This window comes from Planococcus ruber, assembly GCF_022819085.1.
Classification (GTDB): Bacteria; Bacillota; Bacilli; order Bacillales_A; family Planococcaceae; genus Planococcus; species Planococcus ruber.
The window spans coordinates 410511-437120 of the sequence record NZ_JALHAG010000004.1; the positions used below are offsets into that span (position 1 = coordinate 410511).

General features: G+C 46.5%; 25 protein-coding genes and 1 pseudogene. 14 read left to right on the forward strand and 12 right to left on the reverse strand.

Features of this window, described 5'->3' with window-relative positions; genetic code table 11:
• The first annotated feature begins 34 nt into the window (after positions 1–34).
• The 6 genes from parE to arsC all read left to right on the forward strand — a co-directional run bounded on the left by parE (position 35) and on the right by arsC (position 9228).
• Positions 35–2005: a DNA topoisomerase IV subunit B gene (parE, locus tag MTR82_RS09955; protein WP_246808877.1), complete on the forward strand. Its 1971-nt coding sequence runs from the start codon at positions 35–37 to the stop codon at positions 2003–2005.
• On the forward strand, positions 2002–4434 hold the full coding sequence (parC, locus tag MTR82_RS09960; RefSeq protein WP_246808878.1) for a DNA topoisomerase IV subunit A: 2433 nt from the start codon (positions 2002–2004) through the stop codon (positions 4432–4434). The genes parE and parC overlap by 4 nt, the downstream gene beginning before the upstream one ends.
• Before the next feature lie 321 nt (positions 4435–4755).
• A complete protein-coding gene (locus tag MTR82_RS09965; RefSeq protein ID WP_246808879.1) occupies positions 4756–6351 on the forward strand; it encodes a long-chain-fatty-acid--CoA ligase in 1596 nt (531 codons plus the stop codon).
• Between the two features lie 61 nt (positions 6352–6412).
• Positions 6413–7039 (forward strand): HAD family hydrolase, encoded by a 627-nt coding sequence (locus MTR82_RS09970; protein ID WP_246808880.1) that lies wholly within the window; start codon positions 6413–6415, stop codon positions 7037–7039.
• A 295-nt stretch (positions 7040–7334) separates the two neighbouring features.
• Entirely contained in the window at positions 7335–8771 is a 1437-nt protein-coding gene (locus MTR82_RS09975; protein WP_246808881.1) for a DHA2 family efflux MFS transporter permease subunit, read from the forward strand.
• A gap of 37 nt (positions 8772–8808) precedes the next feature.
• Positions 8809–9228, forward strand: a complete 420-nt coding sequence (arsC, locus tag MTR82_RS09980; RefSeq protein ID WP_246808882.1) for an arsenate reductase (thioredoxin) — start codon at positions 8809–8811, stop codon at positions 9226–9228.
• Between the two features lie 55 nt (positions 9229–9283).
• Here the strand turns inward: arsC and MTR82_RS09985 are convergent, their stop codons facing one another.
• The 4 genes from MTR82_RS09985 to MTR82_RS10000 form a co-directional block, all read right to left on the reverse strand.
• The gene (locus tag MTR82_RS09985; RefSeq protein ID WP_246808883.1) at positions 9284–10606 is read right to left on the reverse strand and encodes a CitMHS family transporter; all 1323 of its coding nucleotides are present in this window, start codon (positions 10604–10606) and stop codon (positions 9284–9286) included.
• Positions 10607–10776: 170 nt separating this feature from the next.
• A complete protein-coding gene (locus tag MTR82_RS09990) occupies positions 10777–11484 on the reverse strand; it encodes a response regulator (protein ID WP_246808884.1) in 708 nt (235 codons plus the stop codon).
• Positions 11481–13112: an ATP-binding protein gene (locus tag MTR82_RS09995; protein ID WP_246808885.1), complete on the reverse strand. Its 1632-nt coding sequence runs from the start codon at positions 13110–13112 to the stop codon at positions 11481–11483. The genes MTR82_RS09990 and MTR82_RS09995 overlap by 4 nt, the downstream gene beginning before the upstream one ends.
• A 156-nt stretch (positions 13113–13268) precedes the next feature.
• Entirely contained in the window at positions 13269–14189 is a 921-nt protein-coding gene (locus MTR82_RS10000; protein ID WP_246808886.1) for an iron-hydroxamate ABC transporter substrate-binding protein, read from the reverse strand.
• A gap of 295 nt (positions 14190–14484) precedes the next feature.
• On the opposite strand from MTR82_RS10000, the gene MTR82_RS10005 reads away from it, so the two are divergent.
• From MTR82_RS10005 to MTR82_RS10035, 7 genes and pseudogenes are all read left to right on the forward strand, one after another.
• Positions 14485–15033, forward strand: a complete 549-nt coding sequence (locus MTR82_RS10005; protein WP_246808887.1) for a hypothetical protein — start codon at positions 14485–14487, stop codon at positions 15031–15033.
• A gap of 776 nt (positions 15034–15809) precedes the next feature.
• Entirely contained in the window at positions 15810–16211 is a 402-nt protein-coding gene (locus tag MTR82_RS10010) for a hypothetical protein (RefSeq protein WP_052651679.1), read from the forward strand.
• Between the two features lie 116 nt (positions 16212–16327).
• On the forward strand, positions 16328–16486 hold the full coding sequence (locus MTR82_RS10015; protein WP_199876603.1) for a hypothetical protein: 159 nt from the start codon (positions 16328–16330) through the stop codon (positions 16484–16486).
• Positions 16487–16564: 78 nt separating this feature from the next.
• Positions 16565–17065: pseudogene (locus MTR82_RS10020) on the forward strand (hypothetical protein); the annotation flags it as partial.
• Between the two features lie 128 nt (positions 17066–17193).
• The gene (locus MTR82_RS10025; RefSeq protein WP_246808888.1) at positions 17194–17583 is read left to right on the forward strand and encodes a VOC family protein; all 390 of its coding nucleotides are present in this window, start codon (positions 17194–17196) and stop codon (positions 17581–17583) included.
• A gap of 410 nt (positions 17584–17993) precedes the next feature.
• Entirely contained in the window at positions 17994–18881 is an 888-nt protein-coding gene (locus tag MTR82_RS10030) for a hypothetical protein (RefSeq protein ID WP_246808889.1), read from the forward strand.
• A gap of 59 nt (positions 18882–18940) precedes the next feature.
• Positions 18941–19129 (forward strand): hypothetical protein, encoded by a 189-nt coding sequence (locus MTR82_RS10035; RefSeq protein WP_052651675.1) that lies wholly within the window; start codon positions 18941–18943, stop codon positions 19127–19129.
• A gap of 46 nt (positions 19130–19175) precedes the next feature.
• On the opposite strand, the gene MTR82_RS10040 is transcribed toward MTR82_RS10035, so the two are convergent.
• The 8 genes from MTR82_RS10040 to MTR82_RS10075 all read right to left on the reverse strand — a co-directional run bounded on the left by MTR82_RS10040 (position 19176) and on the right by MTR82_RS10075 (position 26268).
• A complete protein-coding gene (locus MTR82_RS10040) occupies positions 19176–21182 on the reverse strand; it encodes an ABC1 kinase family protein (protein WP_246808890.1) in 2007 nt (668 codons plus the stop codon).
• A gap of 112 nt (positions 21183–21294) precedes the next feature.
• Positions 21295–21801, reverse strand: coding sequence for a GNAT family N-acetyltransferase (locus MTR82_RS10045; protein WP_246808891.1), 507 nt, complete (start codon positions 21799–21801; stop codon positions 21295–21297).
• On the reverse strand, positions 21798–22619 hold the full coding sequence (locus tag MTR82_RS10050) for an MBL fold metallo-hydrolase (RefSeq protein ID WP_246808892.1): 822 nt from the start codon (positions 22617–22619) through the stop codon (positions 21798–21800). The genes MTR82_RS10045 and MTR82_RS10050 overlap by 4 nt, the downstream gene beginning before the upstream one ends.
• Positions 22620–22785: 166 nt before the next feature.
• Positions 22786–23418 (reverse strand): YIP1 family protein, encoded by a 633-nt coding sequence (locus MTR82_RS10055; protein ID WP_246808893.1) that lies wholly within the window; start codon positions 23416–23418, stop codon positions 22786–22788.
• 50 nt (positions 23419–23468) lie between these two features.
• Entirely contained in the window at positions 23469–24122 is a 654-nt protein-coding gene (locus MTR82_RS10060; RefSeq protein ID WP_246808894.1) for a Yip1 family protein, read from the reverse strand.
• Between the two features lie 159 nt (positions 24123–24281).
• The gene (locus MTR82_RS10065; protein WP_246808895.1) at positions 24282–24794 is read right to left on the reverse strand and encodes an AAA family ATPase; all 513 of its coding nucleotides are present in this window, start codon (positions 24792–24794) and stop codon (positions 24282–24284) included.
• Positions 24795–24961: 167 nt separating this feature from the next.
• Positions 24962–25414, reverse strand: coding sequence for an SRPBCC family protein (locus MTR82_RS10070; protein ID WP_246808896.1), 453 nt, complete (start codon positions 25412–25414; stop codon positions 24962–24964).
• 131 nt (positions 25415–25545) lie between these two features.
• A complete protein-coding gene (locus MTR82_RS10075; protein ID WP_246808897.1) occupies positions 25546–26268 on the reverse strand; it encodes a 3-ketoacyl-ACP reductase in 723 nt (240 codons plus the stop codon).
• 132 nt (positions 26269–26400) lie between these two features.
• On the opposite strand from MTR82_RS10075, the gene MTR82_RS10080 reads away from it, so the two are divergent.
• The gene (locus MTR82_RS10080; protein WP_246808898.1) at positions 26401–26607 is read left to right on the forward strand and encodes a hypothetical protein; all 207 of its coding nucleotides are present in this window, start codon (positions 26401–26403) and stop codon (positions 26605–26607) included.
• The last annotated feature ends 3 nt before the right edge of the window (positions 26608–26610 follow it).

A 26610-nucleotide genomic window follows, 5' to 3' on the forward strand; every position in this document is an offset into this window, starting at 1 on the left:
GATGTACGAACAGATGTTTGATGGAGGGAAAGCAATGGCCAAAATTCAAAATACGGCATACAACGAAGAAGCAATTCAAGTACTCGAAGGCCTAGATGCCGTTAGAAAACGCCCGGGTATGTATATCGGTTCAACCGATGCAAGAGGTTTGCACCACCTGGTCTATGAAATCGTCGACAACTCGGTCGATGAAGCATTGGCCGGATTTGGTGAAAAAATAGATGTGACCATCCACGAAGACAATAGTTTAAGCGTACGGGATTACGGCCGGGGCATGCCCACAGGAATGCATCGAAGCGGAAAACCGACGCCGGAAGTGATTTTGACCGTTTTGCACGCCGGAGGAAAGTTCGGACAAGGCGGCTATAAAACGAGTGGCGGACTCCACGGCGTGGGGGCTTCGGTCGTCAACGCATTGTCCAAATTCCTCGAAGTGACAATTCACCGCGACGGCAAAAAATACCGCCAGCGCTTTGAAAACGGCGGAAAGCCGATAACGACGCTCGAAGAAATCGGTTCGACTAAAGAAACCGGCACCTCGATCCATTTCCTGCCGGACGATACCATTTTCTCGTCAACCAAATACAATTATGAAACCTTATGCGAGCGCTTGCGCGAATCTGCGTTTTTATTAAAAGGCTTAAAAATCGAGTTAACGGACAAACGCACGGATGCCCACGATACGTTTTTCTTTGAAACAGGAATTGAAGCGTTTGTCGGCTATTTGAACGAAGAAAAAGATGTTTTGCATCCTGTCGCTTATATAGAAGGCCAGCAGGAAGAGATGGAAGTCGAATTCGCTTTCCAGTTCAACGACGGCTATTCGGAAACGATTCTGTCCTTCGTCAACAACGTGCGAACTCGTGACGGCGGCACGCACGAAACCGGTGCGAAAGCCGCTATGACGCGTGTCTTCAATGACTACGCACGGAAAATCAATTTGCTGAAAGACAAAGACAAGAACCTGGAAGGCTCAGACATCCGCGAAGGATTAGCGGCGATTGTATCGGTCCGCATTCCGGAAGCGCTGCTGCAGTTTGAAGGGCAGACGAAAAGCAAGCTCGGCACGAGCGAAGCCCGCAGCGTCGTCGATGCTGTCGTATCGCAGAAATTGATGTATTTCCTTGAGGAAAATGCGGAGCTGAGTGCATCGCTTGTACGAAAAGCCATCCGTGCTTCCCAGGCCCGCTTAGCGGCAAGAAAAGCACGGGAAGATGCCCGCAACGGCAAAAAACGCAAGAAATCGGATGCATTATTGTCCGGTAAATTGACGCCGGCCCAGTCCCGCAACGCGGCGAAAAACGAACTCTACTTAGTCGAGGGGGATTCTGCCGGCGGCTCCGCGAAGCAAGGCCGCGACCGGACCTTCCAGGCGATCTTGCCGCTCCGCGGAAAAGTCGTCAACACCGAAAAAGCGAAACTCGAAGAAATCATGAAAAACGAGGAAATTTCGACGATCATCCACGCCATTGGCGGAGGCGTATCAGCGGATTTCTCCATTGACGACATCGCCTACAACAAAGTCATCATCATGACCGATGCGGATACAGACGGCGCGCATATTCAAGTGCTGCTGTTGACGTTCTTCTACCGCTACATGAAACCATTGATCGAAGCCGGAAAAGTCTTTATTGCCTTGCCTCCGCTCTACAAAGTATCAAAGGGCGCCGGCAAGAAAGAAGTGGTCGACTACGCATGGACGGAAGCGGATCTTGAAGCTTCCACCAAAAAAGTCGGCAAAGGCTATATGCTGCAGCGCTATAAAGGACTTGGCGAGATGAACGCGGACCAATTATGGGAAACGACGATGAATCCGGAGACGCGGACTTTGATCCGCGTGACGATTGAAGACGGCGCACGCGCTGAACGCAGAATCACGACCTTAATGGGCGATAAAGTAGAACCAAGAAGGAAATGGATTGAAAGCAACGTCGACTTCGGCATGGAGGAAGACGCCAATATTCTAGAAAATGATTTGATTCATGCTGAGGAGGAGCTTGTATGACACAAACCGAACGTTACCAAGATCTGCCATTAGAAGAAGTCATCGGCGATCGGTTTGGGCGCTATAGCAAATACATCATCCAGGACCGCGCACTGCCCGATGCCCGGGACGGCTTAAAGCCTGTACAGCGGCGGATCCTTTACGCGATGTACAAAGAAGGCAATACAAATGACAAGGCATTCCGCAAATCGGCGAAAACCGTCGGGAATGTTATCGGCAATTACCACCCGCACGGAGACAGTTCTGTCTATGAAGCCATGGTGCGTTTGAGCCAGGACTGGAAAATCCGCCACATGCTCGTAGAAATGCACGGAAACAACGGGTCGATGGACGGCGATTCACCGGCAGCCATGCGTTATACGGAAGCGCGGCTATCCGCGATTTCCTCGGAATTGCTGCGCGATATTGATAAACGGACCGTTGAATTCATTCCGAACTTCGATGATTCGGATATGGAGCCAACCGTCTTGCCGTCGCGCTTCCCGAATCTATTAGTCAACGGCTCGACCGGTATTTCGGCCGGTTATGCTACCGATATTCCGCCCCATGCCTTGCACGAAGTATTGGATGCTGTATTGATGCGCATGGACAATCCGAAAGCGACCGTTGACGAGTTGATGACCGTCATCCATGGACCGGATTTCCCGACAGGGGGAATTATCCAAGGAGTGGACGGCATTAAAAAGGCTTATGAAACCGGTAAAGGAAAAATCATTGTCCGCTCAAGAGCCGCTATTGAACCGCTTAAAGGCGGAAAAGAGCAGATCGTCATCACCGAAATTCCATTCGAAGTCAATAAAGCTTCGATGATCAAAAAAATCGACGACCACCGCTTTGACCGCAAATTGGAAGGGATCTCTGAAGTTCGCGACGAGTCGGATAGAAGTGGGCTGCGCATTGTCATCGAATTGAAAAAAGACGTGGATGCGAACGGCATTTTGAATTATCTCTACAAAAATACCGATTTGCAAGTCAGCTATAACTTCAATATGGTGGCGATTTACAACCGCCGTCCAACGATGATGACGCTGCCGACGATGCTCGATGCGTATATTGACCACCAAAAAGAGATCGTGACGAAACGCTCGGAATTTGATCTGCAAAAAGCCAATGACCGCATGCATATTGTCGAAGGATTGATCAAAGCGCTATCTATTCTGGATAAAGTCATCAAAACGATCCGCGCTTCGAAAGACAAACGCGATGCGAAAAATAATTTAATCGCTTCCTACGCGTTTTCGGAAGCCCAGGCAGAAGCCATCGTTTCCTTGCAGCTATACCGCTTGACGAACACCGATATCACGGAACTGAAAGCGGAAGCGGAGAGCTTGAAAAAGCTGATTGCGGAATTGACGGGAATTTTGACAAGCGCTACGAAACTGAAGAATGTCATCAAGAAAGAATTGGCGAATGTCCGCAAGCAATTTGCAGAGCCGCGCCGCTCTTCCATTGAAGAGAAAATCCAGGAAATCACGATTACCCGCGAAGTGATGATTCCGAGTGAAGATGTGGTAGTCACCGTAACAAAAGAAGGATACGTGAAACGTACAAGCACCCGCTCGCACGCGGCATCCAACGGCCAGGATTTTGCGATGAAAGAGACGGACCATCTGCTGTTTGAAGGCAATCTGAATACGCAAAATACCATTTTGCTGTTTACAACGGCCGGCAACTTTGTCTACCAGCCGGTGAATGAATTGCCGGATATTAAATGGAAAGACTTAGGCCAGCATTTATCAAGCATTGTGCAGTTGGAGCCGAATGAATCGATTCTTGCAGCATATCCGTTTGAGAATTTCGAAGACGACGCTTATATCTTGACTGTCTCGAAAAACGGATTGGTCAAACGCTCTGCCTTGAAGGACTATCATGTGCAGCGCTATTCCCGTGCAATCAAAACAATGAATTTGAAAAAAGACGATGCTATGATTTTTGCCGGGGTGATGAAAAAAGAAACCGAACTTTTCATCGGAACAAACCAAGCATATGGCGTGCGATTCCCAATTGAAGAAATTCCGGTTACAGGGCTTCGTACAGCCGGCGTTAAAGGCGTCAATTTAAAAGACGGCGACGAAGTGGTATCTGCCATCCTGATCAATCCGGATGAGAAACAGGATTTGATTTTGGTAACACACCGTGGAGCTGCGAAAAAAATGAAGCTTCAGGAATTTGAAGTAGGGAGCCGGGCGAAGCGTGGTGTGGTCATGCTGCGCGAGTTGAAATCGAACCCTCACCGAGTAGTTGCTGTTATGGCCGCTGCCGGGAAGGAAGAAGTGCTTCTTGAAACAGCTAAAGGCATACGCATGAATCTGCCAGCGAATAACTTGAAGACGGTTGACCGCTATTCGAATGGATCGTTCATCTTAGATGAAGGGGCGGATGGAAAAGTCATTGCCGCATATCGGATAGAAACGAAAACAGAAGAATAGACTTTAAAAAGCACTGTCCTTGGGCAGTGTTTTTTTTGGTATGTAGAGGACTAGAATTGATACATAAGCAAACGCTTATAGAATTAATAAATTTATTATGTATACTAACTCAATTGAATTTGAAATCATTCATATAAGTCCATACTTATTGATTAAATAAATAAATTATGTAAACAAAACATAATCATATAGCATGACCGAATGGCCACTCCTCTAATTGTCGGTGAATTCCGACGATTCATTTGACACTCTTTCTCCACAGAAATATACTTGATCTATTGCAGAGGCAAAATCTTTGGATATAAGGGAGGAACGTTTATTATGTTTGCACCTTTAACACCGCTCGATTGGAAACGCCGTGCGATCAAGTACTATCCTGACAAGACGGCGGTCATTGATGAAGAAAAGTCGTTTACATACCGGGAATTTGGTAAGCGCACCGATCAATTGTCTCTAGCCCTACATAATGCAGGCATCCAAAAGGGCGACCATGTAGCGGTCATGCTGCCGAATACCCACTATATGCTGGAAAGCTTCTATGGCATTTGCCAGCTAGGTGCGGTCATGGTTCCGCTGAATTACCGCCTGACTGCTAAAGACTTGGAATACATCATTCGCCATAGCGATGCACGGATGTTGATCGTCGATGCCGAATTCGGGAAAATCATTGAAACTATCCAAAAAGAATTGCCAATTGAAAAATATATTGTCGTCGAAGTGGACGGACATGGCTCAAGCATTGAGGGAGAAACGTATGAATCGTTTATTGCTTCATCCGGAAGCGAAGGGCAATTGCCTGAAGGCGAGATCGACGAAAATCAGATGCTGACGTTAAACTACACAAGCGGCACGACTTCAAACCCTAAAGGCGTGATGCTGACGCACCGCAGCAATTATTTAAATGCGGCAAACTTTCTGCATCATCTGAATGTCACCCATGATGATGTCTATCTGCACACCTTGCCGATGTTTCATGCCAATGGCTGGGGCGGGATCTGGGCATTGACAGCTGCCGGCGGGACGCATGTGTGCCTTCGGAAAGTGGATCCTCCGCTCATACTCGAGCTATTTGAGAAACACCGCATTTCGCTTCTTTGCGGGGCTCCGACCGTCGTGAACATGCTTGTCAATGAACCGAAGTCAAAACAAGTGAAAATCACCACCAATCCGCGGATGGCGACAGCCGGGGCTCCGCCTGCTGCCGCATTGATCGCAAAAGCCCAGCAGATTCTCGGCTTGAACATGATGCATGTCTACGGGTTAACGGAGACGTCCCCGTTCATCCTTTATTGTGAATGGAAAAAGGAGTTTAACAGCAAAACGCCGGAAGAACAGGCAGAAATAAAAGCGCGGCAAGGAATTGAACTGGCCTTCAACGGAGAAACGAAAGTGGTCAATCAAGAAGATGGCCGTGAAGTGGCCTGGAACGGCAAAGAACTCGGCGAAATCATCACACGCGGCAACGTCGTTATGAGCGGCTACTACAAGGATCCTGAAAAAACAGCGGAAGCGATCAAAGATGGCTGGTTTTATACAGGCGATTTAGCCGTTACTTATCCAGATGGCTATATCGAGATCCAGGACCGGATCAAGGACATGATCATTTCAGGGGGCGAGAATATCTCGTCTACGGAAATCGAGGGCGTGCTTTACCAGCATGCCGACGTGATGGAAGTCGCCGTCATTGCCGTGCCGGATGAAAAATGGGGCGAAGTGCCAAAAGCCATTATTGTGCTGCAGCCGGGAGCAACGGTAACAGAACAAGAAATCATCGATTATACGCGTTCGAAAATGGCGCACTTTAAAGCGCCGAAATCGATTGAATTTGTTGAAGCACTGCCGAAAACAGCGACAGGAAAACTGCAAAAGTTCCGGCTGCGGGAAATGTATTGGAACAGCTCGAAAAAAGTAAATTGATCATTGAAGGAAGCAAACTGCTTCCGTTTTTGTTTGAGAAAGAAAGGAAGGAAGGACGCCAGTGGATAGCATCATATTTGATTTAGATGGAACGTTATGGGATTCCCGGAAAATCGTCGCTGCTGCGTGGAACGCCGCAATCGAGCAAAACAAGCTGGACGCTGAGCCGATCACGGTCGAAGATTTAAAATCGACGATGGGCCTTCAAATGCCGGACATCATGAAGAAACTGTTTCCGCAATATGATGAGACGGCGAGGAATGAGTTGATCGAGACGTGCGGGGAAATTGAATGCGTTTATTTGAAGAAAAGCGGAGGGGTGCTTTACCCCGAGGTGAAGGAAATTATCGGCCAGCTCGCAGAAAAGTATCCGCTCTACATCATCAGCAATTGCCAAGAAGGCTATATTGAAGCTTTTCTCGCTTTCCATGAGATGGAGGAGTATTTTAAGGATTTTGAAAATCCGGGAAGAACAGGATTGACGAAAGGCGAAAACATTCAGCTGCTGATGGAGCGGAACGGGCTGAAGGATCCAATTTATGTAGGCGATACAATAGGCGATCAGCAAGCGGCTGGGTATGCCGGAATTCCTTTTGTCTATGCTGCGTATGGCTTTGGCGAAGTAGAAAGCTTCGACCAAAAAATTGACCGTTTTGAACACCTGCTTGAAGTCGCAGAGCTCGCTTGATCTCTCGCATCTCTATTTTTTAAGAAAGGAAGGGCTTACATTCACAGCCCTTCTTTTTTGTTTGCCCTGAATGAGGTAGTATGGACAAAGGAGAAAAAAACGGGCTGCAGAATCCCCTTGGCGGTTATAGAAGAAATACAGAAAGACACTTGGTTGGCCGGACGACGATAAAAAGGGGAGGCAGGCCCCTTTTGAAAATTGCCGGGTCAAGCAACCATCCTTCGCACACCAAGCGGCCATCCTGCATTGTCCAAACCGAAACATGTAGATTTATGATTATTGGAGGAACTCATTCATGGCCGAAACAACCGCTTTACCGAAACAACCTATTTTCAGAACCACCCCCATCCTCATTTCTTTCCTGATTGCCGGCTTTATCGGGCTTTTCAGTGAAACGGCTTTAAATATGGCATTAGGGGATTTGATGATGCAATTCAATATCAATTCAGCCACCGTTCAGTGGCTGACGACCGGTTACCTGTTAACGCTCGGCATCCTGGTGCCGGTATCAGGTCTATTGCTGCAATGGTTTACAACGCGCAAGCTGTTCATGGCCGCACTCGGCTTTTCGATCGGAGGGACGTTGCTCGCAGCGCTGGCGCCAACTTTTGAAGTTTTAATGGTAGCCCGTGTTATCCAGGCAATCGGCACCGGCTTATTGTTGCCGCTGATGTTCAATACCATTCTGGTCATCTATCCGGTCCATCGCCGAGGAGCAATCATGGGATTGATGGGGCTGGTTATCGTATCGGCGCCTGCCATTGGGCCGACGATTTCCGGTTTATTGATTGAAAACTTGAACTGGCACTGGATTTTCTGGATTTCATTGCCGTTCTTAGTCTTTGCCTTAGTTTTTGGCATTGTCTTCATGCAAAATGTCTCTGAAATCACCAAACCGAAAATCGATGTGGTTTCCATCATTCTCTCGACGATCGGTTTTGGCGGCATCGTCTACGGTTTCAGCAGTGCAGGAGAAGAAGGATGGGGAAGCGCGATTGTTGTATCGACTTTGCTTGTCGGTGTCATCGCCCTGTCCCTGTTCGTATTGCGTCAACTGAAAATGAAGCAGCCGATGATCAATATGCGCGTCTTTAAGTTTCCGATGTTCACATTGGGCTTATTGAGCGTCTTCATCGCCTTTATGGTTATTTTGTCAACGAGCATCCTGCTGCCGCTTTACTTGCAGACGGGGCTTGGCTTAGCTGCTTTAATCGCGGGGCTTGTGCTCCTGCCAGGCGGGCTTTTGAACGCATTGATGTCACCGGTGACGGGACGCTTATTTGATAAGTACGGACCGCGCGGACTCGTGACACCCGGATTCATCCTCATGATGATCATGCTTTGGCAATTTACAAACGTTACAACCGAAACGTCCATTTACTGGATCATCGTACTGCATACATTCTTATTTATCGGCATCTCGATGGTCATGATGCCCGCTCAGACAAATGGCTTGAACCAGTTGCCGCGAAACTTGTATCCGGACGGTACAGCGTTAATGAATACGCTGCAGCAAGTGTCCGGCGCAATCGGTACAGCTGTCGCGATTACGATCATGTCCACATCGCAGGAAAGTTTCCTAAAAGGTGCGGCTGAACCGGCAAATCCTTCTGCCATCGCCGCGTCTTTGACAGCGGGCATTCAAAACGCCTTCGCATTCGGCTTGATTTTAGCGGCTGTCGGATTGGTCATTTCGTTCTTCATCAAATCCCCGCTCGCTGCGAAAGAGTGAGGTCAGAACCATTTGTTTTTTGAAAGGAGTTTTCATTATGGCAAAAAGAACTTTGTATTTCTTATGTACAGGCAATTCTTGCCGCAGCCAGATAGCTGAAGGCTGGGGGAAAGAAATTCTTGGCGAGGATTGGCAAGTGCTAAGTGCGGGAATCGAAGCGCACGGCTTGAATCCAAATGCAGTCAAAGCGATGAAGGAAGTGGGAATTGACATTTCTGCTCAAACATCGGATAGAATTGATCTGGATATTCTTAATCACGCTGATTTTGTGGTTACTTTATGCGGCGACGCAGCAGATAAATGCCCGGTAACTCCGCCCCATGTAAAACGCGCTCATTGGGGATTTGAAGATCCGGCAAAAGCGGAAGGCACAGAAGAAGAAAAATGGCAGGTTTTCCAAAGGGTCCGCGATGCAATCGGCGAACGGATCCGTGAATTTAGCCGGACCGGCAATTGAATGAATAGCAATTAAAAATACCGCTCCCGATTTTGGGAAGCGGTATTTTTTCTGTTCAAATGACGCCAATCAGGATGGAAATGACAAGCAGCACAATGCTGAAGCTCCACATGATCAAAAGCGAGTAGCGGATGTGGCGGCCCATTTCCAGACCGGCAAGGCCGAGAGCAAGCCACAGTGCCGGAGAAAACGGGCTGACGAAGGTACCAATGATGTTGCCGATGATCATCGCATACGCAGTAGACAGTGAGGAAACGCCAGCGCTTGATGCCACTTGTTCAACAATCGGCAAAAGAGCGAAGTAATAGGCATCCGTGCTAAGCAGCAAATCGAATGGAACCCCGAAAAAGCCGATCACAAGATGAATATACGGAAGCACAAATGCTGGCAAGATGGTGACAAGGTCTTTTGCGATTGAATCGAGCATCAATGTCCCGTTTAAAATGCCAAGAAACGAACCGGCCGCAAGGATGATGGCAGCCATCAACAATGCATTCGGTGCATGGTCTTTAATGCGCTCCATTTGATCTTTCATATTCGGATAGTTTAGCGGCAGCGCAATGCTGACACCAATGATGAAAGCGAAGCCGGCAGGGATAACTCCCCACACAAGAATCCCGATTACGGCAAGCGCGAGCAATGCATTCGCCCCTAATAATTTCGGGCGGCGGAGGGACTGGGCTTTAAGCGACGCTTCGTCTTCTGCGGTTTTGCTTAACGGATCAGCTTCTTCAAATAAGGCTTGGTTGAAATCGCCGCGTTTGGCGATTAACCGTTTTTCCCGGATTGCGAGCAGTACAGCCAATCCGATTAATAAGACGAGCCCAATCACTTGCACTTTAATCAGCGGACGCCATAATTCCGTGACGTCCATACTAAGAACTGCTGCGGTCCGGCCGAGAGGACCCGCCCAAGGAACCATGTTCATGACACTTGCTGAAGCACCGACTAGCAGCAGCAATAAATACGGATTCATTTTCAGGCGTTTGTAAAGCGGCAGCAACGCCGGAATGGTAATGAGGAAAGTCGAAGCACCGGAGCCGTCCAAATGGGCGACTGCTGCAATTAACACGGTGCCAACTGCCACCGCAATCACATTCCCGCGGGACACTTTGATCATTTTATTGATCAAGGGATCAAAAAGTCCGACATCTTGCATGATGCCAAAAAACAAAATAGCGAAGATGAACATCACGACAACGCTCATAACCGATTCAATGCCGCTGTTGAAAAACTCGCCAATTTCTGCGAAGTTAAAGCCGGCTGCAAAGGCTGCAACAATCGGCACCAGCACCAGTGCTGCAATCGGCGTAATTTTATTGCTGATCAATAAACCGACGATCAGGACGATGGTCAATAATCCGATAATACTTAACATATACATTCCTCCCGTAACGAATAAAATCAGCTGAGAGAGGAGAATGAAAACGCATACAATAACTACGAAAAAAAATCTCTCTGCAGCAAGTGTTCTAAATTTAGCACAGAGAGATTCGAAAAATAAGATTATTCAATTAAGGAAAGTAATGCGCATTGCGGTTGTTTTGTTCATTTTGTCCACGGGACATAACGCCTTTCCGGACGCCCGATTTCACCGTAATTCAATTGGGCTTTCGCGTCTCCTGTCGACACCAGATGCTCGAGGTAGCGGCGTGCAGTCGACCGGCTGACGCCGACCGCTTTCCCCGTTTCCATCGCATTGACACCGGGAGCAGCTGCAGCCAGCAAGACGTGAAAGACATCGTTTAACGTTAACGGGTCAATGCCTTTTGGCAATTCCGAATCGCTTGTACCGGCAGGGGTATCCACGTGTTTTTGGCCGAGCAAGCGGTCGATATCGGGTTGGCCCAGCTCCTCATGGGTGGTAAAGACGGCTAGCTGCTCCCGGTAGCGGAGAAGGCTTTGTTCAAACCGCTCAAAATTGACGGGTTTGACCAGAAAGTCAAAAATTCCGCCGCGCAAGGCTTGTTGAATGGTCCCGGCATCGTTTGCGGCTGTCAGCATAATCACGTCCACAGCGGGATAGTGATGACGGATTTCCCGGAACAGGTCCAAACCGGCGCGGTCCGGTATGTAGACGTCTAAGAAGACTAGTGCGGGCAGCGGGTCCGCTTGTTCCAAAAATGCGATCGCTTCATTGCCGGTTTTGGCAATTGCCGCCACTTGAAAGCCGTCAATTTGTTCAACCAGTTCCCGGTTGATGTCCGCGATGCGGAAATCATCTTCTATAATCAATACTTGGATCCTTTGTGTCATTTGAAATTCACCTCTTTTGGCAAGGAAATAATGAAGCAGGCGCCGCCGAGTTCACTTTCTTCTGCGTGCAATTCGCCGCCTGCCGATTCGACTAAGCGCTTGGCCATGTGAAGGCCGTAGCCGCGGTCTTTGCCTGCTTTTGAAGAATAGCCTCGATCAAATAACCGGTCAAGTTCAGCTTCCGCGAAGCCTGGTCCGGAATCATCGATTTCAACTAAAATATCCTGTCCGACATCCGTGAAGTACAGCGAAACGCGCTGATTTTCCGCTGGCATCGCTTTAACGGCCTCCAATGCATTGTCCAGCAGATTGCCAAGGGCAGAAAGCAGTGCTTGTTTCTGGTGAACCGTCATGGCTGCGCTTAACGTGCTTTCCGGTTCGAGCATCATGTCGATGTGCTGTTCCCGGGCTTGATGGAATTTGCCGAGCAATAGGCCGCTAATCAACGGATCAGCCACTTTATCGATCAATTGGCGGCTCCATTCTTGCTGCGTCTGTCGTTCCATTTGAATAAACTCCAATACTTGTTCTTTCTTGTTCAAGTGAATCAGCCCCGAGATGGTATAGAGCTTATTGGTAAATTCGTGGGTTTGAGCCCTTAATGCCTGTGCATACTGTTTGACTTGGGAAAGCTCTTTCGTCAATTCGTCAATTTCGGTTTTATTGCGGAAAGTGGAGATGGCTCCGGCGAGTTCGCCTTCCGAGTAAACCGGTACGGATGTGACATAAACGGCTGTCTTGCCATACAAGCGCTCTTTGTCAAAACGGCTTTCTTTTGTGGTTAAAATGTCCGGCAGTTCCGAGTCAGGCAGGACATCTAAAATCGGTCGGCCCATTAGTTCTTCTGCAGGGATTTGGCCAACGAGCAAGTGCTGGGCTTTTTGATTGAGCAAAGTGATCCGGCCATTGCCGTCCACAGCAACAATTCCTTCGTGCGTCGATTGCAGAATCGCTTCCTTCTGGAACAGCAGGTGGGAAATCTCTTCGGGTTCAAGGCCGTGCAGAAGGCGCTTGATATAGGTCGCAATGCCGATAGCCGCTATCAACCCGGCTGCCGCGATGAGTAAAAGCATCAACCAAAGCTCCTGCTTATATTCCTGGATCAGCGTTTGGACATCCGTTGCGAGAAACCCGACAGATACGACTCCAATGATTTCGTTTCCCTCATATATCGGCACTTTCGCACGCAGGGAATTTCCAAGCGACCCCTTGGCTTCCGATACGTATGATTCGCCAAGCGCCAGTGCCCGTCTGTTGTCTTCGCCAACCATCTTTTTACCGATCTTTTCAGGGATCGGGTGCGAGTAGCGGATCTCGTCAGTATTGCCGACGACGATAAATTCTGCTTTTGTCGCTTGCTGGATAGGGGAAATGAGCGGTTGGATCACAGCCGCCGGATCGGGCTCTTTAAACGCTTCTGCGATGTTCGGGTTGAGGGCGATGCTCTCTGCCAACCCTAAAGCCTGTTCACCCAGCTGGCTTTTTAAGGTGTCAGTGACAAAGTAATTAAGGAAGCCACCGGTGACTGCTGTGATGGCGATGATTAATACACCAATCAAAACCGTCATTTTTAATTTCAAGCTCAATCGGCGCTGTAGCTTGTACGCAGTTTTTTGTGAGTAGATCATGGCAGCCTCTCCTCTAGTAGTTGCTTTTGCCATAATAGCATAAATGCGGCGAGGGGAAAGCAGAGGAAGGGAGGTCGTTGCCTTTCGATCAAAAAGAAAAACGCCCCGGGACAGTGGCACTCGGTGGCGAGTGCTGTCACCCAGGGGCGTTTTCGCTTAGTTTCCTAAAAATGATTCCTCAAAGAAAGTTAAAAGCGTTTCTAATGTGATCGGATCGCTGTAGGTGGAAGCTTTCGTGTTGATTTCAAACACTTGGCCGTTTTTCACAGCGGGGATGTTTTTCCAGACATCGGTTTCAACGAAAGAGTTGTCGACATCCGGGTTTTTGCTGAAGATGACATAGTCTCCGGCGAATTCCGGAAGCACTTCAGAAGAGAACATGTACACGCCTGCTTCAAGCGCCAATTCTTCAACTTTGGCCGGCATTTTCAATTTCATGGCCTGATACAGGATTTCGGTGCCGCGCGCATAATTGTCGCCGAACACGTAAAATTCTTTATTGCCGCTTTCGATTACCGATACGGTCGCGTCTTCACCGATTTTCGCACGGATTTCATCGCCAGCAGCTGCCGCGCGTTCTTGGAAGTCCGCAACCCAATCCGTTGCTTCTTGTTCTTTGTTCAATAATTTGCCGATTTCCACTTGCTGATCCAAGTAATCGAGCTTGCCCCATGTAAAAGCGACAGTCGGTGCGATTTCGCCGAGTTTGTCCAAGTTTTTCACATGGGAACCTGCGATGATCAAATCGGGCTCCAACTCAAGGATTTTTTCCAAGTTGTCTTCTGTCACAATTTCAGCGTCTGTCAGCTTATCGGTAAAGAGGGGATTGGCATTGGTCCATTCATCCACTCCGACGATATTGCCTTCGAGTGCAAGGACGTTCGGTGCATTCGTCAATGCGATAATGCGCTGCGGTTCTTTTGGCACTTCAACAGGGCCTGTTTCCGACTCATAGGTAATGGTATCTTTTTCCGAGTCTTTGTCAGCTTCCGCTGCAGTTCCTTCGTTTTCCGTATTTCCGCATGCCGCAAGCAAAAGCAGCAGGAAGAAAAGAAACGGCAAGATCAACTTTTTCATCTTATTCTCTTTCCCCTTTCGGTCATCCGTGAAAATGATAATCATTTTCAATTAGATTCTTTTAAATCATAAAATGAAAGCGGGCGGCTGTCAATCCTAAATTTATTGGAGAAGGTGCTAAAGCTGCCTATAGCAAACTCTGTAAAGATTCACATTCGCTCCCGACGATGCGGTTATGGGGGAAAGGGGCTCTTCTATTGGAAGAATGGGCATTGTGGAAAAGCTGATAAGAATGGTACGCTAGCACCAAGGGATAATTTTACATTTCACGTGAAATGAGAAAAGAGGACAGGGAATGAATAAATGGAAATGGGCGTGCGGAATTTTGGTGATCTTAGTCGCTTCGCTGGCTTTCCTGCTGGTAGCTCAGCACCGGCAAGTGGAGAAAGCGGTGATCAAAGATTATGTACTGCAGCATGCATCGGTAGAGCAAGCGCTTCAGATCGGGATTGAAGAATACACGGAATCCCAAAATGCCGAAGCGCTTGCGGATGATTTAATCATTGCTTATGGTGCAGCAGACGGACTATACGGCTTGCCGAACGATCTCAAAGCGGTCCCAGGCTTTGTCTATTTTTCAAATATGGAATTCTTCTATAAAGTGCAGGATCAATTTGATTTCTACTTGCCGATCGGCATCCGGGAAATCATGGACGATGCGAAAGACGGCGTGCTGACGGAGAAATCTTACGCGAAACTGATCGGCTATCATCAGCTTTTGGAAGAGTTTAATCAACTCGCGCTTTCGGGAAATATCGACAAGAAGAACGCAAAAGATTACGAAGAAGATTTTGAAGCGTTTTACGCAGCGAATGAAGAAAAAATGACGGAACTGATCAATTGATGGCGAACCATACGTTTTTAAGGGCAGAGACAGGTTTTCTGCCCTTTCTTTTATTCATATAGTAGAAACTCTTTCAGGAAGGAGCATCACCATTCAGACTTCGGTGCTCAATAGACTCCGACGGAAGCCGGAACGATCGCAGGAGAAAAATATGAAGAAGCGGTTTATGGCTGGAAATCGATAAAAGGGAGCGCTTTAGAGTAAAATGCCCGATTCTGAAACTCCGAAAGCGAAAAAAATTTTAATTTTTTTTTGCTTTCCGAGTATAGCGATTTCCTTTTATTTTCCATAATCCTTAAAAGTGGATAATTGACCGCATCTGCTTAGCGCGCGCCTTCGGGAAATAGTCGGTCCAGTAAAATGGCTCTTTTTACTGTCGATGAATCTCATTTATTGAACCTGAAATTTTGATCACATTAATAAAAAGAGCCGATAAAAAGAGAGGTAAAATATATCTTAAAATAGTTTGAATTATCTAATAATTCATAAAGCTATCAAAAAATAACAATTTTTAAGGAAAACGAGGACGATAGAAAAATACCGTAAAATTAAGTATTTACAAAAGATATAGGATATTATAGTCTGTTGGTAACGAAAAGAAGAAAAACGAAAGAGGGAATCTGACAAATATATGCTAAAAGATATAGTCCGAATGTTTATATTTTTTTACTAATTTAAGTTTTCTGAATTTGTGGTTATTTTTAAAAAGACCATTCAGTTTTATATAGTAGAACGAAAAAGAAGGTTTGCCAGTTTTTAAGGAAGGAAGGATCGATATGGTGTGCATCTCATTCGAAGAAGCAATAGTTCAAAAAATCGGCTTATGGCTGGAAACAGAGGGAGAGTTTCTTGCGGGGCGTTACCGATTCCAAACAAAGCGAACCCTCCAGGGCAAAGAACAGCTCCTTTGTTCACTTGAAATCGCTCCGCTTGATAAATTGAGCAAGGATGCGCAAGCGGCCAACCAAGCAAGCGTTTACTTGCTGCCTGATGAGCTTTCGGCATTCAGCACCGCGCTTTGGCGCCACCCAATTCCGTTTCCGACGAATTTTTCGCAAGTGCAAACCGCAGCCCAGGGCCTGACTTGCATTCAGCTGACGACCACTGAGCCGCCCGAAGACTTTGCCAAGCGGCTGTCTCAAGCCCTCAAGCAATTGAACGGGCAAGCGGCAAGTTGATCTTCTCATTAGGGTTTCCGGATTTTTGTTTCATAAATTTGTCCATTTTAGCCTCAGCCACGGAAATTCAGTATTCATTCTAGTCAATGACTGACCATTACAAGGGGGAAATGAACATGACAATCATTCAAAAAGAAACAATCGAGATGGAAGAAAACGCAATCAACTACCTGGAACTTTACTTGAATCATATCGCCGGATACAAGAAATACAAAGAAGAAAAGCGGAAATCAAAAAAAGACGCTGCGTTTTCTAATATGGAAGTCGCACAGTAACAGGAAGTTGCAAGCATATAATTTTCGAAAGCCTCGGCCGTCATGGTTCGGGGTTTTTTCGACCGTCTTTTATGGTAGATTGCAACCTATACCGATGTTTACACGATGCTCCGGAATTTATATGCCCGTATGCCGGAAACGAAAGAACGGCAGTTGACAGCCAAACATTTCTCTTTTAATACCGAAGGCGGACGGTGCGAACATTGCCAAGGGCTCGGCTATCTCCAATGGGAACAGACGCTAACGACGTTGTCAGGAGGCGAAGGACAGCGCTTGAAACTCTAAAAAGAGCTGAACAAGCCGGCGAAAGGTCCGACGCTTTATATTCTGGATGAGCCGTCGTCCGGGCTCCATCCGAATGACGTCAAGCAATTGCTGGTGCTGTTGAATAAACTCGTCGATGCTGGCCATACGGTGATCATTGTCGAGCACAATACGGAAATGATCCAAGAATCCGATTGGGTCATTGATATGGGGCCGGAAGGAGGTGATGCGGGCGGGGACATCGTAGCCATCGGTACGCCGGAGCAAATCGCGGCAAATCCCGCTTCATTTACTGGAAATTTTTTAACCGTTTAACGGGTATGGATACAGCGTAAAATTGCTAAAAAAGCAAGTAATTATCCGTTTTTACGGGGGTTAGACTCGGAAAATGGAAAAAAGGGCGAAAAAGCAGTTGATGAAAATTGGAAAAAGGAGCGGTCGAAATGGCACATGAACTCTGGATCAATCTGCCGGTAAAAGACTTAAAAAAGTCGCGTGAATTCTTTAAAATGCTTGGATTTAAACTGAATGAGCGGTTTGCTGATAGTGAGGATATGGCAGGATTAGTGATTGGCGACCACCAAGTGATGGTTATGCTGTTTCCGGAAGCGACATTCCAATCATTTACAGGAAGCCCCGTAGCAGATCCGCAGCAAGGAAGCGAAGTTTTATTGTCCATATCCATGAATTCACAGCGGGAAGTCCGTGAAATGACCGAAAAAGCAAAAAATGCAGGTGGAAAGGTTTTTGCCGAGCCTGGAGAACGAAACGGCATATATGGAGCGGGATTCTGCGATTTGGATGGGCACCGGTGGAATTTACTGATCATGTAGCAAGTTATGCTGAAGAACGAAATAAAATCCTCAAGCGCATGGTCAGCCGATGCCGATTAACAAACCCGACGCTTGAGGATTGTTTATAAAATTTTTCAGCGGGATTGTTTAATGATTCATTTGCAAATGATAAATGGAATTTGATTGACCATTAAAATGTGCAAAACGAATTTTAAAGTGAAAATGCTGAAACTGCAAAAATCACGTAAAAAAACGATTTTGTCTCACTGTCTTAAGTATACTTATTAAGTGAAACTTTACTTCCGATAATTTATATTATGTAAACTTAAATTTTATTTTCGTTTTTGCAGCTGAGATTCTTGCTCTCCTCTTAGATGAGCTCTCTCGATTACCTGCAATTATGCTATGATGGATTAAGTATTCCTTTTCTATCTTATACGAATTGAGTGATGCATCCAGTGACACCTGCCAACGAGAAACGAACTTTCTTCCAATGGATTAACTTCCTGATTCCTTATCTTTATACCATCGGCATCTTGGCCATTTTGTTATGGATGGCTGTTGCAGCCATCGCATTGGCTATCGTTACTTTCCGGGACGATCCGGCTTCGTTGCTGATGCTGACAGCAACTGGTACGAGCTCTTCTGACTTAATCGCTGGAACTTCTTGGCTCGATGTCTTAATTAAACCGATTCTTGCCTCTGATTTCAACCAGATCGTTTTTAAAGGGCTTTTTATGCTGCTGGTCTGGATGCTGCTCTTTTTGGTCATTCCATTAGCTTTTAGGCGGCTTACGCGGTTTAAATTCTTCAATTTAGAAATTGAAGTTGATGCAGCTGCTCAGACGGTCATTGAAACGATTGAAGTCAGTGCCCCGAAAGCGAAGTTAATGGCTTATTTATCGAGTTCAGAAGCAACTGACCGCACAATTGCGCTGTTGGACGCTGAATCTGCCCAATTTGCTGATGTATTGGCTTATTTTCTGGAAGAAATTCAAGCAGGCTACAAGAAATCGCCTTTGAATACGAATTTTTCCTTCACCGTCTACACGCATAACCCCCCTGCTGAATTGAACGAGCTGATTGCCGCTTCTCGAGAAGCAAATGCTTCGATCATCAGCAATAAAGCGGATCCGGATAATGTGATGAAGAAAAGCTATTTCGTCTATGCGTACCAAAATGCTGAAAGAGAATCCATCACTGTCATTAGCAGCTATACGAGCCTGTTTGATTTATTCGACCAGTATCTTTTTGAAACATTGCACCATACAGTCACGAGAAACCAGGAATATTATGAGTTGCTGATTGCTGTTGCGACAATGGATGCAAATGCCTGACCGATTCTTTTGACCTTATGGCCTTGATGCCTTATGATGAAAAAAAGGAGTGATGTACTATGGTAAGCGCGAATACTCCACTGAAACAGAAAACGGTTAAAGAACGTGCCGAAAAACGGCTGACATCCATTCGGTCACGCAGCCGGGCCGCTGAAAAACCAAGCATTAAAGGCAATCTCATCCAACCGGTTCACGTCACCAAATCCGATGCGTTAGTGAAACGAATTGCTGAACGGAAATCCAATTAAACGAAACGCCCCTAGACCTGATCCGGTTTAGGGGCGTTTTTGTGGATTAGCTGCTATTGCTGCGTTTCATGTCGCGGATGGCCTGCACGGATAACCGCACCAGCAAAATGACGCATAGGAACAAGCCTGTGTAGGCTGCCGTATTCAAATACACCGCATAAGCCGTCTCAATGAACTGGGCAATGGCGAGCAGCGCCGCCGACACCAGTCCGAATGTGATTCCGGTCATCAGGAGCACAAACCGTGAAAACAATTGAACGACGAAATTGGCGTTTTGCTTATCGGAAAAGACATCATGGTGCAAGATAATTTTGCCGCTTTCAACCCGTTCCACTAAACGGTCTACGCGTTTTGGCAGCTTCAAAAGTTCCGGAATTAATACAGCCATTTCGCTTTCGACTTTTTCCTTCGTCGCTTTCGGTTCCGTAAACGGCTTTTTCAGGAACGACGTTTTGTATTTCTTCGCAAACGTCTTCGCTTCCGTGAACATATCAAAAGTCGGATCGATTAAATGGAGGGTGCCATCGAGCGTGATCAACGACCGCAGCGCGATGCCGACTGACGGATAAAACGACAAACCGAAATCTCTGACGACATCAAATAGCGAATGAATGAGTTCAGTTGTCGGAATCCGGTCCACATACGAAATGCGCAGCAGCAATTGTCCGATGGCTTGCTCGAACCGGTGGCGGTCGATGTGCTTGTTGTCTTCAACGAGCAAAGTGATCGCATCGTAAATCACGCTGGAATCCCCTTGCTGCACGCCTAAGATGAAAAGGTTCAGCCCTTCCTGCTGAGAAGACGCTAAGCGCCCTACTGCCCCGAAATCAAGCAAGATTGGCGATCCATCCCGTTCGTCAATGAAAATATTTCCGGGATGCGGATCTGCGTGAAAAATGCCGGAAAACAGCATCTGTTCAAAGAAGGAAAAAAGGATGGTCCGTGCAAATTCTTTTGAATCGGTGTCAAACCGATCGAAAAGTTCCTGCCCTTGCGCTAGGTTTTTGCCCATGACCTGTTCCATGACGATGAGTTGGCTGTTGCTGTATTCGGTGTAGATGTGCGGAATTTTCACTTGATAAGGGCTATTTTTTAAGGCGTTTGAAATTTGCACCGTATTGCGGGCTTCGATATCAAAATTGACTTCTTCGCGCAAACCCGCTGCAAATCCAATGGCGAGCTCTTTAAACCCGAGATTTTCCGCCCATTTGGATTTGCTTGTGACCCATTCGGCGAATTCCACCAGGATGTTCAAGTCGTCCCGCATAATGCGCTTAATGTCCGGCCGCAGCAGTTTCACGACAACCGGCTGGTGGTTTTTCTTTAAAACCGCTTTATGGACTTGCCCAATCGACGCAGCAGCAAGCGGCTCCATATCAAAAGAAGAGAAAACATCCTCCATTTTATGGCCTAACGAGTTTTGAAGAATCGTCTGGACTTGCAGCGTTGTGAGCGGTTTGACGTTTTGCTGGAGCGTTCCGAGCTCTTCAACGAACACCGGCGGGAAAAGTTCGGTCCGTGTAGAAAGCACCTGGCCGAATTTGATGAAAATCCCCCCGCTTTGTTCCAGGGTATCCCGGAAGGCAATCGCGAGCTCCCGGTCATTTTCCCGGTGTCTTGCGTATTTCAAGGCCCGTGATATGCCGTTGCGAACGGCAATTTCCACGACCTGGCTCAACCGTTTCTGCCGTCTCCAACGATGCTGGATGCGTTTCAGGAAGAACTTGCGTCCGGTGATCCGTTCGCCTCTAGATCCTAATTCGATCGGATCGAATAATTCAAAAAGCAAATACAGGAGCATCGAAATCAGTAAAATACTGCCGATCCAGATGATGGTGCTGACATTGGCGGCGTTTTCCACGACGCTTTCGTTCAGGAAATCGGTATAGCGCAAATAGGAATACCAGTAGACAAAAGTGGTAAGCGCCACACCGATCGTGACTGACAGAACGCGTTTCGTGAAATTCACTTTGGCTCCCATCAGACGGCCGCTGACGAAATAAATGAAGACGGTAATTAATAGGATTTCTGCGAGCAGGATTACATAAACCAAGGCAACTCTTCCTTCCCGTTCCGAAATAGCTGATTTGTTTTAACATTTTGTCAGTTTCAGTATAGCAAAATTTGGGGCGAAACAAAAAAACCCTTCACAAAGAAGGGTCCGTTCACTCAATCGGCAATTCATAATAAGGCTCTTCTTGCTGCGTATCGTCAAACCAGCGGTGATCGATGAAGTGAAATCCGAGTTTTTCGAGCACTCGCTTGGAACTTTCATTAGCAGGATCGGCTGAAGCATAAACGGTGGCAATTCCGGCTTTTTGCCGAGCAAGGCTTAATGCAAGTGCCCCAGCTTCCGTAGCATAGCCTTTTCCCCAAAAAGCAGCGGCGAAATGATAGATCAATTCGCTCTTCTCCTCATCTTCCCCTGGATTAAATCCGCATGCTCCGACCAGCTGCCCGGAATGCCTTTCTATGACCCCAAACACCGTAAGCCCGGTCGTTTCAAAGCACTTCCGGTAAGCATTGATCACAAGCGGCAGCGTTTCTCGGTCGGTGGCTCCGCCAGACGCTGCCATCACTTCGGGATCGCCCCAAAATTGCATAGCTCCTTCAATATGCTGTTCATTCATCACCACAAGGCCTAAACGCTCTGATTCCGCTAAAGCCTTCATACGCCGTGCTGTCCCTTTGGCGCAAGCGGTTTTAACTCGCTAATGACGGAGCGGATGGTATGGAGCGTGTCCCATTCCCCTTCAGAGTATTGAACGATTGGATAGTTCCCCGGAAAAAGGGCTTCATTGATTTCATTCATGGACAGCCCTTCAGCATCCAGCATGATAATTTTTTCGCTCATCTCACGGAGTTTGTCCAGCTTTTTCTGGAGAACTTCTTTGCCGTTTGGAAAATAGCCTGCATGGCTGCAGTAAAGGTCCGTGAAGCGATAAGATAATAAAGTCTCAAGTGAGTCCATTATCTGTTTGACCGATTCAGTGGCCATGGTCACTTTCGTGTGGGGGGACACATACAAATCGCCGCTGAAGAGCCGCCCCGTTTCTTCATTAACCAAAGACACGTGATCGTGGGCGTGCCCGGGCGTGTAGATGACTTTCCATTCCAGATTGTTGGAATGAATCACTTCTGGAATCGGGGCTGCTTCGAACGCTTTTCGCTGTCCCCAGATCATTTGGCGGTATAATGGGTACTTTCCGTCTGCCAAGCAAAGCGGGATGCCTTTTTCATACATCAAGAGCGGCACGCGAAAGTTTGCTGCAAGAAAGGCGGCATTCCCCGTGTGGTCTTCATGGTTATGCGTAAAAACCACTCGATCAAAATCATGTTCTTCAAAAAAAGACTCGAGTTCGGTTAAAAGTATTTCAGGGCCTGAATCAATCAGCATGCCATCGACTAAATAGACAAATACTTTTCTTCCGTATTTCTCTATAGTCCCTTCTGCGCAAAAGACTCCTTCTTTAACGTAGCTGCTTAACATCGTATTCCCCCTTGGAATGCATTTCCTTAATCATACGCATCGCTTTATTTTCTGTCATCTTCTTGAAGCCCTTCTTTTATTACGTTTTTGTTTTTTTATATTATTTTCCTTATGTAGAAATCTACAATTGACTAATTTCTGCAAAAAAGAGAGACCGAAGTCTCCGTTAAAAACCGGCTAACGCAAAAACGAGCAGAATAAATACGTAAGTCATGATCACCCACATGACGGCGCTCGGTACAAGCAAAGTCAAAAATCCTTTCCAAGTCGCCATCCGGTGGGCTTCTGCTATCGCTTTGCTTTGGATTACGATGCTCCAAAGGCTCGTAGCCATCAAAATCACAAAATAGGCTGCGTACAAAAAGACATTAAACGGATCCTCCTTTGGCGTTAGCGACAGGAAAATTTCGGGGGCAATGATCCAGAAAAACAATATGAGCGGAAGCAGCCAAATCTGCGGAATCAATCCGGCAATCACCGCTTTAAAAACGTCTTTATAAGCAGCTGAACCTTTCATTATTTTCCCGAACCATAAATAAAGGACCGACATAAAAGCGGATGCGATTAAAAGCAGAACTGGAGCCATGACAAAAGCAAATAACAGTGCTGCCCCCAATGGCAATTCAAGCATGGCGGATTGGGACAGGCTGATAAATCCGGCGCTAATGCCTGCCAAATAAAGCAAAAAGAAAAAATAAGGCCATGCTTTAGTCACCAGGACCCAGCGAATCGCCTCGCGAGTATGCAGCCAGATGGCTGTAAATGGATTGAGTTGCTGTTCTTTCTCAAGTTTATCCATTCCCTGCACTCCTTCCGTATTCATTTAATAAAAAAAGAGACCGAAGTCTCTTAGAGTGAAGCGGTGCCGATAAGAATCATAAAAATAATAACCATAAATGCGATTACAATTATTCCAATGATGAGCGATGGAATGAGCAAGGTGAAAAATCCTTTCCAGCTTGAAAAACGATGCGCTTCCCCAATTGCCTTGCTTTGGATCACAATGCCCCAAATCGTCACAATCGCTAAAATCACGGCGAAAATGGCCATAAAGAAAATTGCGCCATTAGAAGCTGATTCGCTGCCCGCGAAAAATAAATCAGGTGAAACAATCATCAAAATGAGGAACAGTGGCAGCAGCCAGATTTGCGGAATCATGGAAGTGGCAACCGCTTTGAACAATTCGATGTAAGTCCCTGTTCCTTTAAACAGTTTCCCGACGAGCAAATAGATGCCGGACATAATGGCGATTCCAATCGCGACAGCAATCGGCGAAATAATCGCACTCCCAACGATTAATATCCCGATAGGAATCCCGATATCATCCGTTCCTTGGTACAGGCTGACAAAAGTACTGGTGATTCCCGTAAGCAAAATGAGCAGAAAAACATAGACCATCGATTTTTCTTCAATGACATAGCGCACCGTGTTCCGTGTGTTCAACCACACGGATAAAAATGGATTGAGTTTGCTGTTGTAAGTCGTTTCGTGCTGTTCATTCATAAGACTTCCCCCTCTATTCTCTATAATCTTTATACGTAATATAGCCATATCGGTTTCAAATAAAATAGAAATCTTTTGCTTTTGAAGTTCTTGATTGCGCTTTTTTGGGTTTTATTTATAAACCTTATGTAATATTCTACATGTATTTCTGAAAAACCATCAGTTGCACTTTATTTTTTCGAATAAAATCCTTAAAGCTTCTTCCGATGATGTAGCAATAACGGTCTTATCAGGACAAGCATGAAATTTCTTTACGAATACGGGCTTCATCTTCTCTTCAAAGTAGCGATTCCAGGTAAACATCTTCTGGAGCATCTTGAATGTCGGTTTATAATTTGCGCTCTCTGCTCCCGCTATTTGTTTTAAGAAACGTTTGATAATGCGTCTCTTCCGCTCTTTTAATGGGATATCTAAAAAAATTATCCAATCTGCCTGATCGATCGCGGCGTCCGTCCAATCCATATGGACCCCTTCAACGATCCATTCCGGCCACATCAATGCTTCGGCTAAATGAGCATTCCTTTGCTCTTCTGAGTTCCGAATATCACCGCCCGGTGCACGTTTCCAGACAAAATTATCCGTCTCGAAATGGTGCAGACCCAGTTCAGTCGCCAAATGTTTTGCCAATGTTGTTTTTCCGCTGCCTACCGAACCTGTTATGTAGATTTTCAATAATTATCACGCCTTCATGCAGACTTGGCCTTCGCTTTCATTTATTATACCGAAGCGCTTTACGGAAAAAGCGGGTTTGCTGAAAATGGGCAAAAAAATACATGAGCCTAAGAAAATTACGCTTAGGCTCATGTAGTGTTACAATTTTCTCCCAGGACAGTTGATCATTAAGTTTTCGCTGCTTCTGTTTTTACGCGTTCCATGAATGCATGGATTGTTTCCTCGCGCTTTCTCTTTGATCCTGCTAGCAGCATGGCTTTGCCGGTCATATTGGTGCCTTTATTTGATCCTTCGTATATAAATTTCGTCTGGTTATCATCTACTTTTTCGAGCGTATACCGGTACTCCACTTCAAACATGCCGCTCATTTCAAATTTTACCGCTTTATGCTTGCGCTCAGGCGTGTCATCGAATGCAATCGTTTCGACGAGATAGCTTTCGAGCTGGCTGCCCGCATAATAGCTTTGCGAATGTTTGGCGCCTAGCGTATCGTCTTCTTTTTCCAGCAACAGATGCTCTTCCACTTTCGGCATGATTCTTTTGACGTTCCGGTCCATGAATAATTGCCAGACCTGTTCAATAGGTGCATCGATGAGGATTTCTTTTTTCCACTTGGCCACGATGATAGCTCCTTTTCCCAAATTAAAGATTTACTAGCCTGGCGCGTCTAAATACTGTCCGTCAGGCTCGAAATACTGTCCAAAGCCGGCGATTTACTGTCGGTTCCAGCTGAAATACTATCCGCCGCCTCTTAAAACGGGTTCGTCGCCCATTGACTGGAGGTTGGAATGAAAATACGCGGATGCAGTTTCAGCTGCGCTACGATATATTCTGCAATGTCTTCCGGCTGCATGAATTTTTCTTCGCTGTTTTCCGGCGTTTCCGTCGATCCGGCGAATTCTGTAATGACCCGGCTCGGCGTCAAAGCGAAAACGCGGATGTTATGTTTGCGCACTTCCTGGGATAAAGATTGGGTAAAGCCGAGCACCCCGAATTTCGAAGCACTGTAAGCACTCGACCCCGGATCGCCTTTCAGTCCGGACATCGAAGAAATATTGATGACGTCTCCTCCGTTTTTCTCTACCAGCTGAGGAAGCACCGTGCGCGTCACATAGAACATGCCCATCAAATTTACATCGATGACTTGCTTCCAGTCTTCCGGCGACGTTTCCAGAACCGTGCCGAATTTGCCGATTCCTGCATTGTTGATGAGGATGTTTGCCGAACCTAACGCCTCCGTCAATTTCGAAATCGCCGTTTCCACTTCTTCCAGCGAAGAAACATCCGCCACAGCATAATCCGCTTGGATGCCTTCTTTTTTCGCTTCTGCCGCCACTTTTTGCAGATCGCTTTCCGTACGTGCAATCAAACCGAGATGGACGCCTTCTTTCGCCAGCGCCAAGGCAGCTGCTCGCCCAATCCCTTTGCCCGCACCTGTAATGAATGCCGTTTTTCCTGCCAATGATTGTGCCATATGCTCTCCACCTTTTTAATTATTCATACGTTCAGTTTGAATGAATTGCCTTTAAAACGCAAAAATTCTAGATTCCTTCCCTTCCCGCTTTTAGGTACAATAGAAGAAAGACAGACACATAAGGATGGCTCTATGAAAACTTCAACCGTTTTACTTTTAACGCTCGGCATCATGCACCTTTTGACCATGGTGAATATCGTGTTCCTCGATGGTGCTTTGAACGACTTGGTCTTTTTCTTTAATACCGCACTTTTCTTCTTCGCTTTTTCCTTCTACTTATGGAAACGGGAAAAAGACAGCAAAGAAACGCCGCCAACTTCAACCAAAGCCAAAAAATGAAGT